The 15542-nt window shown below is 56.0% G+C and carries 12 protein-coding genes; 7 read left to right on the top strand and 5 right to left on the bottom strand.

What is annotated here, in order from left to right:
- Positions 1-132 precede the first annotated feature (132 nt).
- The 3 genes from ACIGDJ_RS01770 to ACIGDJ_RS01760 form a co-directional block, all read right to left on the bottom strand.
- Positions 133-2592, bottom strand: a complete 2460-nt coding sequence (locus ACIGDJ_RS01770; RefSeq protein WP_397478195.1) for a fimbria/pilus outer membrane usher protein — start codon at positions 2590-2592, stop codon at positions 133-135.
- 197 nt (positions 2593-2789) lie between these two features.
- Positions 2790-3539 carry a molecular chaperone gene (locus tag ACIGDJ_RS01765; protein ID WP_312999169.1) on the bottom strand — a complete coding sequence of 250 codons (750 nt, stop codon included), beginning with the start codon at positions 3537-3539 and terminating at the stop codon, positions 2790-2792.
- Between the two features lie 68 nt (positions 3540-3607).
- The gene (locus ACIGDJ_RS01760) at positions 3608-4210 is read right to left on the bottom strand and encodes a fimbrial protein (RefSeq protein WP_101159472.1); all 603 of its coding nucleotides are present in this window, start codon (positions 4208-4210) and stop codon (positions 3608-3610) included.
- Positions 4211-4529: 319 nt separating this feature from the next.
- On the opposite strand from ACIGDJ_RS01760, the gene ACIGDJ_RS01755 reads away from it, so the two are divergent.
- The 6 genes from ACIGDJ_RS01755 (at position 4530) to ACIGDJ_RS01730 (ending at position 13264) form a co-directional block, all read left to right on the top strand.
- Positions 4530-5750, top strand: coding sequence for an EAL domain-containing protein (locus tag ACIGDJ_RS01755; RefSeq protein WP_024012832.1), 1221 nt, complete (start codon positions 4530-4532; stop codon positions 5748-5750).
- Positions 5751-5923: 173 nt separating this feature from the next.
- Complete coding sequence (locus ACIGDJ_RS01750) at positions 5924-6631, top strand: response regulator (protein ID WP_397478194.1); 708 nt, start codon at positions 5924-5926, stop codon at positions 6629-6631.
- 7 nt (positions 6632-6638) lie between these two features.
- On the top strand, positions 6639-10271 hold the full coding sequence (locus tag ACIGDJ_RS01745; protein WP_397478193.1) for a transporter substrate-binding domain-containing protein: 3633 nt from the start codon (positions 6639-6641) through the stop codon (positions 10269-10271).
- A 102-nt stretch (positions 10272-10373) separates the two neighbouring features.
- Positions 10374-10751 (top strand): type 1 fimbrial protein, encoded by a 378-nt coding sequence (locus tag ACIGDJ_RS01740; RefSeq protein WP_101159475.1) that lies wholly within the window; start codon positions 10374-10376, stop codon positions 10749-10751.
- 338 nt (positions 10752-11089) lie between these two features.
- On the top strand, positions 11090-11521 hold the full coding sequence (locus ACIGDJ_RS01735) for a hypothetical protein (RefSeq protein WP_397478192.1): 432 nt from the start codon (positions 11090-11092) through the stop codon (positions 11519-11521).
- Between the two features lie 114 nt (positions 11522-11635).
- Positions 11636-13264: a methyl-accepting chemotaxis protein gene (locus tag ACIGDJ_RS01730; RefSeq protein WP_073474635.1), complete on the top strand. Its 1629-nt coding sequence runs from the start codon at positions 11636-11638 to the stop codon at positions 13262-13264.
- Between the two features lie 38 nt (positions 13265-13302).
- Here ACIGDJ_RS01730 and ACIGDJ_RS01725 read toward each other — a convergent pair whose 3' ends face one another.
- On the bottom strand, positions 13303-13887 hold the full coding sequence (locus tag ACIGDJ_RS01725; RefSeq protein WP_397478191.1) for a hypothetical protein: 585 nt from the start codon (positions 13885-13887) through the stop codon (positions 13303-13305).
- Positions 13888-14216: 329 nt separating this feature from the next.
- Between ACIGDJ_RS01725 and ACIGDJ_RS01720 the strand changes: the two genes are divergently transcribed.
- A complete protein-coding gene (locus ACIGDJ_RS01720; protein ID WP_397478190.1) occupies positions 14217-15173 on the top strand; it encodes a fimbrial protein in 957 nt (318 codons plus the stop codon).
- Here the strand turns inward: ACIGDJ_RS01720 and ACIGDJ_RS01715 are convergent.
- On the bottom strand, positions 15168-15527 hold the full coding sequence (locus tag ACIGDJ_RS01715; RefSeq protein WP_101159479.1) for a response regulator: 360 nt from the start codon (positions 15525-15527) through the stop codon (positions 15168-15170). The two genes, ACIGDJ_RS01720 and ACIGDJ_RS01715, sit on opposite strands and share 6 nt — an antisense overlap.
- Positions 15528-15542 lie beyond the last annotated feature (15 nt).

Raw genomic sequence — 15542 nt, 5'->3', positions numbered from 1 at the left:
CGTTGCTTGCAGCTGTTTTGCAGATTCCGATGGTATTGATCGGCAATGTCCAAACCGCGCGCATTAAAAGCCCTGAATCATCAGGGCTGAGTTTTGGTTGAGGGGGCGTAGGGTGACAAGCTCGCGGTCGGTCTACTTCGCGCTCGAAGAGCAAGCCAACCGATACTGCTCATAGTTCAAACCTTCGACCTTTTCCGGCAGCTTGTATGGCACGGGGCAGCTTTTGCCCTGCCACTTGATGGTGATGACACCGTGATCTTTGGTCACCAGCGCCAGGGCCTTGCCTGTCGGATCTGACAATGCCAGTTGTTTGCCGTCGCTATCCAACAGCACCGCGCCGAATGGAATCGGCTGGCCGTTGGCATCGTACAGTTCAAACTGGACGCGTCTGCCTTTGCTGCCTTCGAAGCGTGCAAGAACCACCGAACCTCGTCTTGGCACCAGTTGCTGGGTGGCATTGTCCAGCTCGATCTCACCGCCCAGGTTACGCGTGTCCAGCGTTACCCAGTTCACGCGGTACGGTTGCGCGTTAGGCAGAACCGCATAGCCGTTCAGGCCGGTTTTCACACCCGAATAGCTGCTGACTTCGACGCCCGACATGCCGGGGACTTCCACCAGGCCGAACGTTTCACCGACGGTCTGGCCCATATTGATGCCGCCGGCATGAGCCACCAGCGATCCGGCCGCACTCAAGTTCTGCGACTCATAGCCGCTGCCTCGGTTGTAGCCAAAGCCCAGATCGCCCATCGACGTACGGGTACTCAAACTGAGTGAGCCAGAGCGCTCGCCCTGGACGCTGCGCCCGGTCTGCACGGAATAGTAGGTGTCGCTGTCCTCGGTCAGATAACCATTGATCCCGGCTTGCGTGCTGGTACCGGCGTTCTGATGGTTACTGGAAACGTAGGCACGCGGTGCGCGTGGTGTCGATCCGAGCGGGAACGAAATTGAAACGCTTAATTGCGTGTCGTTGCTGGTGTCACCGCGTGCGCCGAATTCCTGGGTTTTGCTCAGGCTGATGTTGTAGTTCAGGTCGCGCCAATTGTTGTTGTAGCCGGCGGAAAAGCTGCGCGAGCCACCGCGATCCCAATAGCGCTGGTCACTCGCATTCAAATACAGCGAGCCGAACTGGCGCGCTTCGCCAAGGGTCTGGTTGACCGTGAGGTCGGTACGGGTTTTGGCATTGCCCGCGCGCCGCGTAGCGCCGGCGCTGGTGTCCTGCACATGGTCGGTCAGCGTGCGGTAACCCTCGGTCGAATAACGATAGGCGGCGAGGGTGAAGCTGGTATCGGTACCGGTGAAGGTCTTTGCATAGAGCGCGCGGACACTGCTGCCCTGGGTGGTTTTGCCGAATGCCTTGCTGGACGATTGCGTAACGTCCAGGGACATCGCGCCAATCGAGGTGTTCTTCGCCGCACCGATGGACAGCGCCTTGAAGCCGTTGCTCGCCTGAATGCCGGCAATGCCCGTCAGATTGCTGGTCAAGCCGTAGGCGAAAGTGCCCCCAAGGAAAGCCGGTTTGTCATAGCCCTCGCTGTTGTTGTTGAACTTGCCGCTCGACAGGCTGTACTTCAGTTGCCCCTCACGCACCATCGTCGGCAGGGCGGAGAACGCCTGCCGGGTTACCTTGCGCCGACCATCCGCTTCGACAATGGTGATCTCCAGGTCACCGTTGGAGCCCGATGGGTAGATATCACTGATCTCGAACGGACCCGGCGGTACATTGGTGGTGTAGAGAATGTAGTTGTCCTGGCGGACTTCGATCTTCGCATTGGTTTCCGCCACGCCACGAATGATCGGTGCATAACCGCGCTCACTGTCTGCACGCATGCCTTCATCAGAAGCGATCTTGACGCCTTGGTAGCGCACGCTGTCGAACAGATCCGAGTCTGAAAAGATTTCACCCGCGCTCAGTTGCCCCTTGATCGCCGTGAGGTCGCGCTGGATGAACGTGCGGTTGCTGACAAAACGATTGGGCCGGCCGGTGGAGCTGCTCAGATTGGACTCGTTGCGCAGACGCCAGGCACCAAAGTTGATGCCGTTGCGCAGCCCCAGGTTATTGGAGATTTGCGTGGTGTAATCGGTTTTGCTGCGGGTGCTGCTCAGCTGGTAGTTGATGAAACCGGCGGCCACACCTTGGTCCCAAAGCTCTGGATCTACATAGCCGCGCATGCCACGCGCCATGGCGACCTGCGGCACGCTGATGTTGAGGCGCAGGCGGTTGGCATCGAAATTGAGACTCGCTTGCTCGATCATTTCAGGCAGGTCGTAGTGATCGGCAGGGTGTTGCTCGTCAACAAGACCCTGCTCACGGAGTTTGCGCATGTCCACACCCAGCTGCTGCAACAGTTCCAGGGTGATGCGTGGCTCGACTTTGCCGTTGACCGGGTTGGCCGCGAAATCGATATCGCGACGCCCGACCAGCGTGCCGTTGCTGAACACGTCGACGCGGTATTGGCCTGGCAAGACGCTGTTGGCATTAAGCAACGGTTGCAGATCGACCGCCGATGAACCTTCAAGGAACAGCGTATTGAAAGATTCACTCGCCACTGCGACCGGGGCTTCGGCGCCCACGGCGAATCCGCAAATGGCCATGTTGATAGCAAAGCACAATGGATGCAGGCAGCCCAACGCCGCTTTGTTTTTCTGGCGCGCAACATGATGCTTAACACAACTTTCAGATGTGTGGTGTTGGGAGGAAAACATACAATTTGCCTTATCAGTCCGTGTTGCTTCAACCGGAGTCGGGAACTTGTGAATAGCTTGTAAGTTGGCAGGGTGGGGCGGGGGATTTACTGGGCGGAGGCATCTTTCACGCGCTCGGCATGGCGTTCGGCAACGCTTAGTGGTGCGTCGAATCGTTGTTGTGCGCCGTAATCGTTAATGGCTGAAAAACTCAAATGCGAAGTACCAGCTGGCAGATCTTTCAGATTGAATGAGCGAACTTCCCCTGGAACGATCATTGTCGAATCAATTACCAATTCCGCTTTTTTCCCTGCAACGACTTTCAGATCCGCCAGCGACACGTGGTAGTTGCTTTGGTTTTTTACTTTCAGCACCGACTTGCCAGCCTGAGTGACCAATTGCCATGCAAGTTGCTCCGGTGCCTTTGCGGCATCACCGGTGAGTCCGTCCGGGCGGAAGAAGACCTTGATACGCTGACGTACCGCCAATTGCAGCGTGTTGACATCGGCAGCACTGGCCTGGGGGATTTCCTGCACGTTCAGCCATACCACCGACTCCTTGTCCGCAGGCATGCCGCGGCCTTCATAAAGAATCCTCAGTAATTGCTGTTGATTGGGCTCAAGTTTGGCCAGTGGTGGAGTAACTGCGAAAGGCGGTGCGCTGCCAGCCGTATCGCCGGCATCCAGCCACGATTGCGCCAGAATGGTTTGTCCGCCGTTGCGCACGGTGACATTCGCCTCTTTGTGCGCGCCATCGAAGATAATCCGGGTGGAGCTCAAGGAGATGCTGGCGAATGCCGAGTGCGTCATCAACACCCCGGCAAGCCCCAGGCAAAGCGGAAAGTAGCGACTAAACATAGATTTCACCGATTAATCTGGTCGGGAAGGACGAGGCACAGCGGCCCCGTCCAGGTATTGCGGGCTGCTTATTCGTATTCGAGAACGAACGGCAGAGTGGCGTTACCGGTACCGGCAGTAGCGGTGGTCTTGTCGCCGGTGGTGACGTAAGCGGCTGCGAACGACAGGGTGCCGTCACCACCTGTGGTTGCGTCGCCAGTCAGGTTGGTCTGCACTTTGGCAGTGGCTTCGGAGCTCAGGTCGATCAACTGGCCATTGCTGTCCAGCAGTGCGATACCAACGCCTTTGGCCGCGTCTGCACCCTGCAGCTTGAGAACTTTCTTGCCATCAACCAGGCCCGAACCGCCGTTTACGGTTGGTTTGAACAGCATCGAAACCTTGGTGCCAGCGTTGCAGTTCACTTTCAGGTTGAAATCGTTGGCGGCCACACGACCGGCGCCCGGAGCAGAGTCGGTGCCCATGTCTTTGATCGACACGCTGCCCATGTCCACGGCAATCATCTTGTCGTTACCCAACGCGCCATCTACCGAGCAAGCGTCGTTATTGATAACGCCAGTGAAGCTGATTTGACCACTGCCGCCTTTTACAGCTTTGGCGGCTTCTTCAGCCACTGCACCAGTGGAGGCAGCCAGTACGGAAAGAGTGAGTACTGCGAAAGCGAACTTTTTCATGTTTATATCCGAAGTTATTGTGAAGTGCTGCATTGAAATGCCAGGCCATATTAGGTGTGCGGTGGTGGCGGGTCTTTGGGATTTGTCTTAAAGCGATAAAGGTGCGAGCCAGTCAGTAATATGGCCGTGGCGTATTTATATTTGCGGTAATGGTGCAGCGAACCAAATGAGACAATTCTCAAAGTCGTGCGGTCTTTGTCTGGCTAGTATTCGCGGATGCAGAAATTCTCAGTCAACGCAAAGTTTGTGAGCGGGCGTCCTGCTTGAAGATTATTCAGACTTTCGCTATTAACGACTGATAGAAAGAGGTTCCAGGTTTGTGAACACGCTTCGTATATTGGTCTTGGAAGATCACGCCTTTCAGCGCACGGCGGCAGTCAGTGCGCTTAATAGTCTGGGGTACAAAAATATCTTTCAGGCGGCTGACGGCAAGGATGCGCTGGCTGTGATATCCCAGGCTGGAGGCGTGGACGTTGCATTGTGTGACTTGAGCATGGCCGGGATGGATGGTTTGACGTTCTTGCGCCTGGCGAGAGAGGCCGGTTTGATTCGTGCAGTGATCATCTGCAGTTCACTGCCTGAAGACTTGTTGCGCACGGTTGATCGAATCGTCACGTTGCAGGGGCTTGAGTTGCTTGGCAGTGTCGGCAAGCCTCTGATGGTCGATGTGCTGGGGCCATTGTTGGCGCGTTATCGGCCGCACACTCCGGGCGATGCCAAAGTGGTGGAAAGTCATCTCGATCAGCCTTCGGAGAACGAAGTGCTCGAAGCGATACGCCGTCAGGAATTTCGCGCCTACTTCCAGCCCAAGTTTCATCTGCGCAGTGGTGAGGTGGATGGCGCCGAGGTGCTGGTGCGATGGCAGAGCCCCAGTCGCGGCTTGCTCTCGCCAGGCATGTTCTTGCCGACGATCGAGCGTTGCGGTCTGCTCGATGAAATGTTTTTCAGTCTGCTCACGCAAGGCTTGAGTCTGCAGCGCTTCGTCCAGTCTCACGGCAAGCCGTTCAAGCTGGCGTTCAATCTCGACGTGACGCAGATGGCCAATCCGAATCTTGTCGACCGGATCAAGGCGCTGTTGCGCATCCATGGCGCCTCGCCAGCTGGGCTCATTTTCGAGCTCACGGAAACCGGCCTGCTGCAGATGCCCGAGATCAGCATGGAAAACATGGTGCGTCTGCGCATGCTCGGCTTCAGTCTGGCAATCGATGATTTCGGTGTCGGCTATTCTTCACTTGAGCGGCTGTGCCAGATGCCGTTCAACGAAATCAAACTCGACGCCGGCTTCGTGCAGAATTTCCATCAGGCGCGCTACAGCGCGGTCATCCACGGGGCGTTGGCCCTGGCGCGGGAATTGGACATGCGCGTGGTGGCAGAGGGTATTGAAACCGCTGATCAGGTTCAGCATCTGGCGCGGCTTGGTTGTCAGTGGGGGCAGGGCTTCTTCTATGCTCGCCCGATGAATTGGGCGCATTTGGTCGACTGGCGTTTCGAGGGTCAGAAGTCATCCTGGCGCCGCGCAATAGGCACATCCGATCGTTGATGCAAGCGGCATTCTGACTTTTGGGACAAAGCCCTATTTCGTCACGCCTTTAAAACACTCATCATGTGCCGAGAAATCAATCAGATGCACCTGAGTGCTTCGGTGATGCCCGGGATTTGCTGCGGTTGCCAAGTGCTGATGGTCCTCCAACACTCTTCATCATGGAGCTGTTCATGCATTGGTCTGTCGTGAATCCGTTACGCGTTGCCATCCTTGATGATCACTCGCTCATACGTCTGGCGATGAAGTCGCGGCTGACGCGCGAAGCTGAGTTCAGTGTCGTAGGTGTGTATGGCAGCAGCGCGCAGTTGCTCGCCGGATTGCGCGAAATCGACATCGACCTGCTGATACTCGATTACAAACTGCACGATGGGGAGCTGGACGGGCTCAATCTGATCCGCCTGCTGCGCAAGCAATATCCGGGCATGCGCATCCTCGTCTCTTCCTCAGAAGAGCGCCCGGCAGTGGTGAACATGGCGGTCGGGGCGGGCGTCAGTGGATTCTTCGGCAAGTCACAGTCGGTCGATGACCTGATTACTGCCATTCGCTGTGCAGCGTCCGGCCAGTTGTACCTGTCTCCCACCATGGCCTTTGAGCTTGACGTGTTGCCAGCATCGATCGACGAGCCCGCCGGTGCCAAAGACGAGAGCGCGGCGCACAGCGACGATTTCCTCAGTAATCCTCTGCTGTCACCTAAAGAGAAAGAAGTCTTGCGCTGTTGTCTCGAGGGGATGGGGGTGACGCAGATTGCCTTGAAGTTCTCGCGCAGTCGCAAAACCATCAGTGGGCAAAAACAGGCCGCTTTCAAAAAGCTTGGCATTCGTGGTGACGCAGAGCTGTTCAAGTTGCAGCACAGCCTGACAGCCGACAACCAGGGATAACACGCTTATGTTTCATCTGTTGCGCGGTGTTTTGCTAATCAGTGTGCTTTTCGTATTCAGTAGTGGTGTGTTATTGGCAGCAGAGCCGCGCACCTTGCAGGTGTTCGGTCGCTCGGACTGCAAGGAGCTGCAAGTCGATCTGGCCAATGAAGACTGGAGTTGGCTGCGGCAAAAGCGCAGCCTGATATTGGGTTCTGCGCTTCCGGATTTCCCGCCTTATGTCATGACCGCCAGCGGTACGCGCTATGAGGGGATTGCCGCCGATATCGCCTGCATTATCGGTCAGGCACTGCATGTTGAGATTACCGTCAAGGCTTACCCTGACCGGCGTGACGCCATGGCCGCACTTGAGCGCGGTGACATTGACATGTTGGGCAGTTCCAACAGTTTCGAATTGATCGATGGCCTCGTCACGCTCAGTAAACCTTATGTCGAAGACGTGCCGGCGATGTTCATGCGCGGCGATGATCGACGACCGATGCCGGCCAATCTGGCCGGTTTGCGTATTGCGGTTGCCGACGATTACCTGCCTTCCAGTCAATTACACGCGTTATACCCCAACGCCGAATTCGTGCTTTTTCCATCGAACGAGTTGGCACTGGCTGCGCTGGCTTTTGGCAAGGTCGACCTGTTTCTCGGCGATACGGTGTCGAGCAATTACCTGATCAACCTCAACTACTTCAACTATGTGCGGCTGCACTCTTTCGTCAAAACCCAAACCAGCGGTTTCAGCTTTGCCTTGCGCCGGGGCAACGACCAATTGCTGCGTCTGATCGATTCGACGCTCGAGTCGCTGGGTGATGCGAAGATTGCCGAAATTACCAAGCGCTGGTCGGGCGGCGGCGGGGCGCTGACGCCCAAACGCATTGACCTGACACCCGGCGAAGCACGTTGGCTTGAGCTGCATCCGGTCGCGCGGTTCGTGATCAATGACGATCAGGCACCTTTTGCATTCTTTGATGGTGACGGCAACTTTGGCGGGATCGGCGCTGATCTGCTCGAGCTCATCCAGCGGCGTACCGGCTTGCAGATCAATGTCGAGCGCACCGACAGCTTTTCCAGTCTGAGCACGCGTCTGCTGGATGGCAGCGCGGATATTTCTCTGCTGACACCAACGGTCTCGCGGGAAGTCGGCATGCGTTTCACTCATCCGTTCCTTGCCAGCCCCTTTGTAATCGTCACCACCAAGGACGCAGGCGCGCCTTCAAGCCTGCAGGAGCTGCGCGGCAAGCGCGTCGCAGTGCCCGAAAGTTCGGCTGAGCGTGAGCTGCTCAAGGACTACCCCGACATCGAGATCGTTGATAACGAAACAGTTCTGGGCGCCTTGGCTGACGTGAAGGACGGTCGAGCGGACGCGATGATTACCACGTTGCACAGTGCGCGCTACTACATCGCCCACATCTACAGCGACAGCTTGCGTATCTCAAACATCGTCGGCATGAACAAAGGCTTCCTCGCTTTCGCCGCGCGGCGTGCCGATACCGAGCTGGTCAGCATTCTGAACAAGGCGTTGCTGAGCATTCCGCCGGATGAGCTGGACGTAATCCTCAACAGGTGGCGTCCCATTGCAGCGTTTTCGGGGTTGTCGTGGCGCGATTACAAGGCGCTGATCTACCAGATCAGCGCTGGCGCGTTCCTGATTATCCTGGGATCGCTGGCGTGGAATTTCTATATTCGCCGGCAGATCCGCGAACGCAGCCGGGCAGAGCGCTTGCTGGGCGATCAGTTGAAGTTCATGGGCGCGTTGATCAACGGCACGCCGCATCCCATCTACGTACGTGATCGTGAAGGTCGGCTTGTCACCTGCAATAATAATTATCTGCAAACATTTGGCCTGCTGGAAAAGGACGTGATCGGCAAGACCGTGCTCGAAAGCGGCAAGCGCAATCGTCAGGAGGCGTTGCAATTTCACGACGACTACTTGCGCGTCATCGAGCAGGACGAACCTTACGAGGTGGATCGCACGCTGCATGTCGGTGATACGCGGCTGATCATTTACCACTGGATCCAGCCGTATCACGACACGGCGGGTGAAGTCAGAGGCGTGATCTGCGGCTGGATCGATATCAGCGAACGCCGTGAACTGATCGAGGAGTTGCGTTCGGCGAAAGAGTTGGCTGACGAGTCGAGCCGCGCCAAAACCACGTTCCTGGCGACCATGAGCCACGAAATCCGTACGCCGATGAGCGCCGTGATCGGCATGCTCGAACTTACCCTCAAGCGTGCCGAGCAAGGTCACTTCGATCGGCCGGCGATTGAAGTGGCATACGACTCGGCAAAAGGTCTGCTGGAACTGATCGGCGATATCCTCGATGTGGTACGCATCGAATCGGGCCATGTCAGCCTTTCGCCGAAACGTGCCAACCTGCGCGAATTGGTCGAATCCGTGGCGCGGGTGTTCGACGGCTTGGCCAGGCAGAAGAGTCTGGTGCTGAAGCTCGACATCGACGCCACTGTCGGCTGTGACGTATTGGTTGATCCGATGCGCTTCCAGCAGGTGCTCTCGAACCTGGTGGGCAACGCGATCAAGTTTACCGACACCGGTCATGTCAGCGTCTCGATTCGCGGCCAACGTCTCGCTGACGAACGCTTACAGGTCGACCTCAAGGTCGAGGACACCGGCATTGGCATTTCCAGCGCCGATCTGCAGAATCTGTTCCAGCCGTTTTCCCAAGCCAATCATGGTCCCTCCAGCAGAGGCGGCACCGGTCTGGGATTGGCGATCTCCCGTTCATTGTGCGAATTGATGGGCGGGCGGCTGAACATTACCAGTACGCTTGGCAAAGGCACCTGCCTGGAAGTGTCGCTGTTCTTCAATATTCTCAGCCCGCTTGGCGGCAAAGTGCTGCCTGTTTCGGTTGTTCAGGACAAACCGGTACCGACACTCAGGATTCTCGTAGTCGATGACCAGAGCGCCAACCGCCTGCTATTGACGCAGCAGCTGAGTTTCCTTGGCCAGGCGGTGCGTGATGCCGCCGACGGTGCCCAGGCATTGGCGCTGTGGCGCTCGGAGCCGTTCGACATTGTGATCACGGACTGCAACATGCCGGTCATGAACGGCTATGAGCTGGCCCGCACCATTCGCCAGGACGAACGCGAAAGTGGTGGATCGCCGTGCATCGTACTGGGCTTCACGGCCAACGCGCAGCCGGAAGAAAAAGTGAAATGCCGGGAGGCCGGGATGGATGATTGTCTGTTCAAACCGATCAGTCTCGGCACCTTGTCGATCATGCTTGCAGGCTGGGAAAAAAATGTTGAAATCCAGCCATTTGAAAGCCCGCCTGCGGCGACTATCAAGGAGCTGGGTTCGATTCGCGAGCGTCTTGACGAGCTCACCGGAGGCGATCTCGACATGATGAAAGAACTTCTGCGCGAGGCGCTGTCGAGTTGCGAAAAGGATCTGGAGGAGTTGCATTCGCTAATACCCGAAAGCGATCCCGGGCTGTTGGCTGACCTGGCGCACCGCATCAAGGGGGCGGCGCGCATTGTTGCCGAGCATCAGGTCATTGAGGCGTGTAACGAGCTTGAAGCCGAGTGTGAGGCGCCTGTTATCGATCCGCTGGACCTCAATCGCAGTGCATTGAAGCTGGAGCATGCACAGGCTGATCTGATCAAGAAAATCAAACGGATCGAGCTGTAAACGTATCGGCTCATGACCATCCGACTGGCCTTGCATTGAAGCTGACGTTAAAGATCATTTTGCAGCGGGCGATACCTTGGTTAATAACCATGGAGTTTCGCGATGATCATTCGACGTCCTTTATTGATTGCCTGCCTTTGCCTGCTCGGTTTTGACACCGTCAGCGCAGCCCAGTCTGCGCCGGTCAGCGGAGTGATTCGCTTCAGCGGTCGAATTGTCGAGGCAAGTTGCATTGCCAGTGGCGCCAGCCATTCTTCTGTCGAGTTGCTTGATTGCCCCCAGGCAAGCACCGGGCAGACTTTTACCGTGAACAACGTCAGTGCGGCAGGGCGAGGTAAGTCGCGCCAGCAGGTGTTTGTGAAGGTGATTGCCGATACTCATGAGCAGGACGATTATTACGACCAGCGCTTGCTGCTCACGGACAACAAGGGTCACCAGATAACGAGCGGTAATTACGTAGTGACGATGACGCTGCCTTGATGGCTTGGAAAGAATGAGTCTGCGCCCCTTGTTTCAAGGTTACTGACAAAAAGGGGCGTTAATAATGAGAATTGTCTGGTTCGCACAGAACCGTCCCGCGCTTCTGGCTTGTCGCCACTCCCCTGCGTTGCAAAATCCCTCCTTCAACACTTTCTGAGCCAGACCATGCGCCGATCGCGTGGGCTGTCGTCAAGGTGTGGATTTTTATCATCTATCCCTGCGTTCATTTTTGAGACAAGTCTCATATCAGGCAGGTTGGCCCTTGGTTATTTTCTTGAAAGGAAGAATGGAGCTGCCAAAGGTGTCCGATGTTTCTTGAAAATAACCGCAGTCGATCCTTGCGAATCTTGATCGCCGATAGCGATGTGCGCAGAGGTCTGTCAATCGAACAGCAGTTCAACAAGCTGGGCTGTCTCAGCGTCTTGAACGTTCGCACTTATCGTGACCTGAAAATACTGACGTATTACTGCCCTCAACGGTTGAGCCTGGTCGTCGTCAATGCTGAGTTGCTCAGCGAAATGGCGATGGATCCGCTCGACTTTTTCGGGGAAAACCCGCTGATTCGTCATCTGCTGATTTTCAATCCCAACGATGATCACCAGTGGTCGAAGACCTTCTTCAACCCGCATCCGCAACGCTGGATGCGCTTGGTCTCGAAAATCAATCTGCCGCGACTGGCAGATTTTCTGATGCTGGCCGACCCGGCGCTCAAGGAAATTGCGGAGCCGGCCTTGACCAACTCCACACTCTCTCAGTGCGCCAACCGCTAGCTACCGCACCTTCCCGCGTTGATCCAGGTATGCGCCGAGGCGCTATACCGCAGCGCCGCTCCGCTGCCCACACGTTTACCCCATTGTCTTGAATACACTCTAAGGTAAGGCATCATGCTGCTTCGTAAACTCAATCTCGCGCCGCGTTCGGCGCTGTGTTTCGGCTTGTTCTGTCTCATGATTATCGCGATCGGATTGATCGCTCTGCAGCAAGTCGACTTGCTCAACAAGGCAGAAACGTACGTCGAGACGACGATCGTGCCGAGTATCAAGCTGCTCGGCCAACTCGATCGAGAGTTCGTCGAAATCAAGGGCAACAACGCTCGCTTGCGCAATCCCATTGAAACGAGTGAGCGCAAAGCGCAGGCCCTGATTGACATCCAGCAGTCGCGTCAGATGATCAAAAATCATCAGCGTGCGCTCATTGACCTGCTGGCGACTGACGCCGGGCGCGAGGCGTTCGAGGAGTTTGCCAAAGCACAGAAGGTCAACGATCAGGCGCAGGACCAATACCTTGAAACAGTGGCGAACGGGCAGCTTGAAGCGGCCATTGCGCTGTCCAGGAATCAGATGCGTGCGGCGTCGGATGGCGTACAGGTCGCGCTCAAAAAGTTGATTGCTCTCAACGAGATAGAAGCTTATGAGGCGGGCAAGCAGGCCGACAATGTCTATGAGCACACGCTGTTGATCGTCAGTGTGTTCATTCTCATCGCGATCGGTGCTTCGTTGGCCCTGGCCGTGTTGTATACCCGCAGCCTGACGGTACCCATTGCAGGCTCGCTAAGGGTGGCCGAATGCATCGCCGCCAATGATCTGAGCGAAACCATTGCGCTGGATGGCTCCGATGAGGCGGCGCAAATGCTGTCGTCATTGGCGGCGATGCAAACCAGTCTGCGAGATGCCTTGATCATGATCCGTGATTCGTCCACGCAGTTGGCCGAAACCTCGGAGGTCATGCACGGCGTCACTGAAGATATCTCGCGTATCACTCAGCGTCAGAGCCATGAAATCGAAATGGCCGCCACCGCCGTCACTGAAATGAGTGCAGCGGTGGAGCAGGTTGCAGACAACGCCGCATCGACCTCGCAGCTGACGTCGGAATCAAGTGCGGCAGCCATTGCCGGTCGAAGTCAGGTCAGCGACACCGTCGCCGCAATCAACCTGATGGTGTCCAGCGTGCACAGCACCTCGGCTGAGGTGCAGGCGCTATCGACCATGGCGAGCGATATCAGCAGCGTGCTGGACGTTATCCGAGAGGTTGCCGAACAAACCAATCTGCTTGCCTTGAACGCAGCGATCGAAGCGGCGCGGGCGGGGGAGGCGGGTCGCGGTTTTGCCGTGGTTGCCGATGAGGTGAGAGGGCTGGCGCAGCGTACTCAGAAGTCGACCGAGGACATCGAGTCCATGGTCAGCTCCATTCAGTCGGGCACCAGCCGCGCAGTTTCCTCCATGAGCCACACCCGCGCTCAGGCCGAGAGAACGCTCGAAATGGCCAATATCGCCGGCGAAGTGCTGACCGACATCACTGGCTCGCTGAATCTCATCAACGAGCGAAACCTGCTGATGGCAACCGCTGCAGAAGAGCAGGCTCAGGTTGCGCGTGAAGTGGATCGCAGCCTGATCAGCATTCGCGACCTTTCGTGTGAAACCGCAGAGGGATCGAAACAGACCGCAGTCGCATCGGCGGAGCTGTCGCAATTGGCAGCGTCGCTGAACAAATTGACCAAGGAATTCAAACTTTAATCAATAAACGTAAAGCCCTGGCTACCAGGGCTTCTTGATCAGCGCTCGATCGGCGCAGCAAAGTCTTGCGCATGGGGTGCAGAGTCAGTTTGTGCTGGCGATGCGGTTTGTGCTGTCAACTGCTCAATGCAGCTGGCGAGTTGTTTTTCATAGCTTTCAAGTACCGCTTCGGCTTCAGCTTCGCGCTCATCACGCAGGCGGAAGAAATCGTCGCGATTGAGTTGGTCCGCAACAAGTCGGATGTTTTGCTCGATGATCGCGCACAGTGAATCTTCATCCTCTAACGCCGCGCTGGTCAGGGCTGCCTGTCGATTGTTTTCGAGTTCGGTTTTTGCGTGCTCAGCGGCCTTCGCCTCTTCCTTTGCGCTAAGCAGGTCGGCTTCCAAAACCTGTTTCTGTTCCGCCAGGCGCTTCAGTTCTGCGCTCATCGACTGGATTGCATCGGCGCGCTGGGTGAGTTGGACCACCTGTTGTTGCACCACAGCCTTCAGTGGAAACAGTTCATTGAGTTGGTAGCCGGCGACCACAGTCATGGCGATCAGTGCCAGCGCAAGAATGGTCAGGCAGTAGATGGCGGCGTTGCTCTGGGGTTTTGAGCTATTGAGGGTATCGAGGGCTCTCACGGAATCGTTTCTCCTATCAAGAGTAGACAGTGTAATAACCTCGATTCGCTGGGCCTTTAAGACGAGTCTTAATTTGTGCTCTGTTTGCGTATGTCGATAACGGCTAACATTTTTAAAGAGTTCGCAGAAGGTTTGTTGTTTAAAAACCGACTATCTAAAGTTTCTCGTGGGGCCATGAGAATTGTCTTGTTTGCGAATAAATAAACTTTTTGCTCAAGCTCCTTTTTTTCATTATCGTCTGCTGCCGCTTTGGTGGCGTTACTGCTGATAGTTCACGCAATCGTCCGCCATTCAATTGCTTGCAACACGGCGAGTTCAGAGAGATTGCTATGAAGTTTTCCCATGTTTTAATTGTCGGTTTTTTGTATTCACTGCCATTTAACGCAATGGCTGCAATTTGCGAATTTTATCCGGATCATTCCAAGGGCAGTGTCAGGGTGGTTCTTCCAGCCACGATCTCGGTGCCTCGTGACACGCCCAACGGCACGGTTATCTATGAAAGCCCGATCTTGACCCTGGGCGCCATACCCAGCTCATTCAGGTGCTCTGCGGTACACAACGAAGGTGTACGCAATACTGTCGGCGTTACTCAACCGGGCGCGGAGATTTTTCCTATCGGAAATACCGGAATCGGCTGGCAATGGGTCCGACCGCCATCTGGGAAAGCGTGGAAAGGCTTTCCAGGAACTACCGACACTGCTGGCGGTTGGGGTTGGAATGGTTCTGAGCACATCTTGCGTTTTGTAAAGACGGGCACTATTTCCGGCAGTGCGACGATACCCTCAGGCCAACTTGGGACCTTCGTCGCTGCAGAAATCGAGCCTCTGGCAATGAATACAAATGGCACGCGGATCGTCTCGCAGTCTTGTGAAACACCTGATGTGAAAGTGGATATGGGCAGCTACACCATGAGCGATTTTTTGCAGAACGGTGACTATGCCAAGGAGAAATACTTCTTTCTTGATATGAAAAACTGTCCTCCCGGAATCAATAACTTCAGGTACTCCTTTTCGCCCACTGCGGGCAGCCCTGCATGGAGCGCTGATACCGGCGTGGTACACCTCAACAGTAACTCCACTGCCAAAGGGCTGGCATTGCAAATGCGCTTCAGTGACAGGACGATACTCAAGCTGAACCAGAATTACATAATGAAAGCGCCAACATCGAGCGGCGGTAATGCATCCGTTTCCTTGCAAGCCCGCTTCGTGCGCATCGAGCCTTCCAATGCGCAAATGCGAGCGGGCGATGCCAATGCCGAAATTGCCTTTGTCGTCGAGTATCTATGAGCCCAACAGCCTCTTCACCTCACCCACAATCACCGCAATATCAAACGGCTTGGGCACTACCACATCAAACAGATCCGAGCGCTGCATGCCGATGTGCGCTTGCGCGCCACTCATGAGAATGATCGGCAAGTGTTTGACGGACGGCTGAGCACGCACGGCTTCGGCGAATTCGAGGCCGTCCATGACCGGCATCATGAAGTCGGTAATAACCAGCGCCGGACGTTCTCTTTCCAGCACCTCGAGCGCTTTCTTGCCGTTGCTCGCGGTCACGGTCATGAAGCCCTCATCCTCAAGCGCAAAGCCAAGAATGTCAGCAATCAGATACTCGTCGTCGACTACCAGAATGGTGGTCATGTTATTTCAACCCGC

Origin of the sequence: Pseudomonas sp. NPDC079367 (assembly GCF_044542195.1) — a bacterium.
GTDB lineage: Bacteria > Pseudomonadota > Gammaproteobacteria > Pseudomonadales > Pseudomonadaceae > Aquipseudomonas.
Note: the sequence above shows the minus strand (reverse complement) of the source record. Positions and strands in the feature narration are given on the sequence as shown.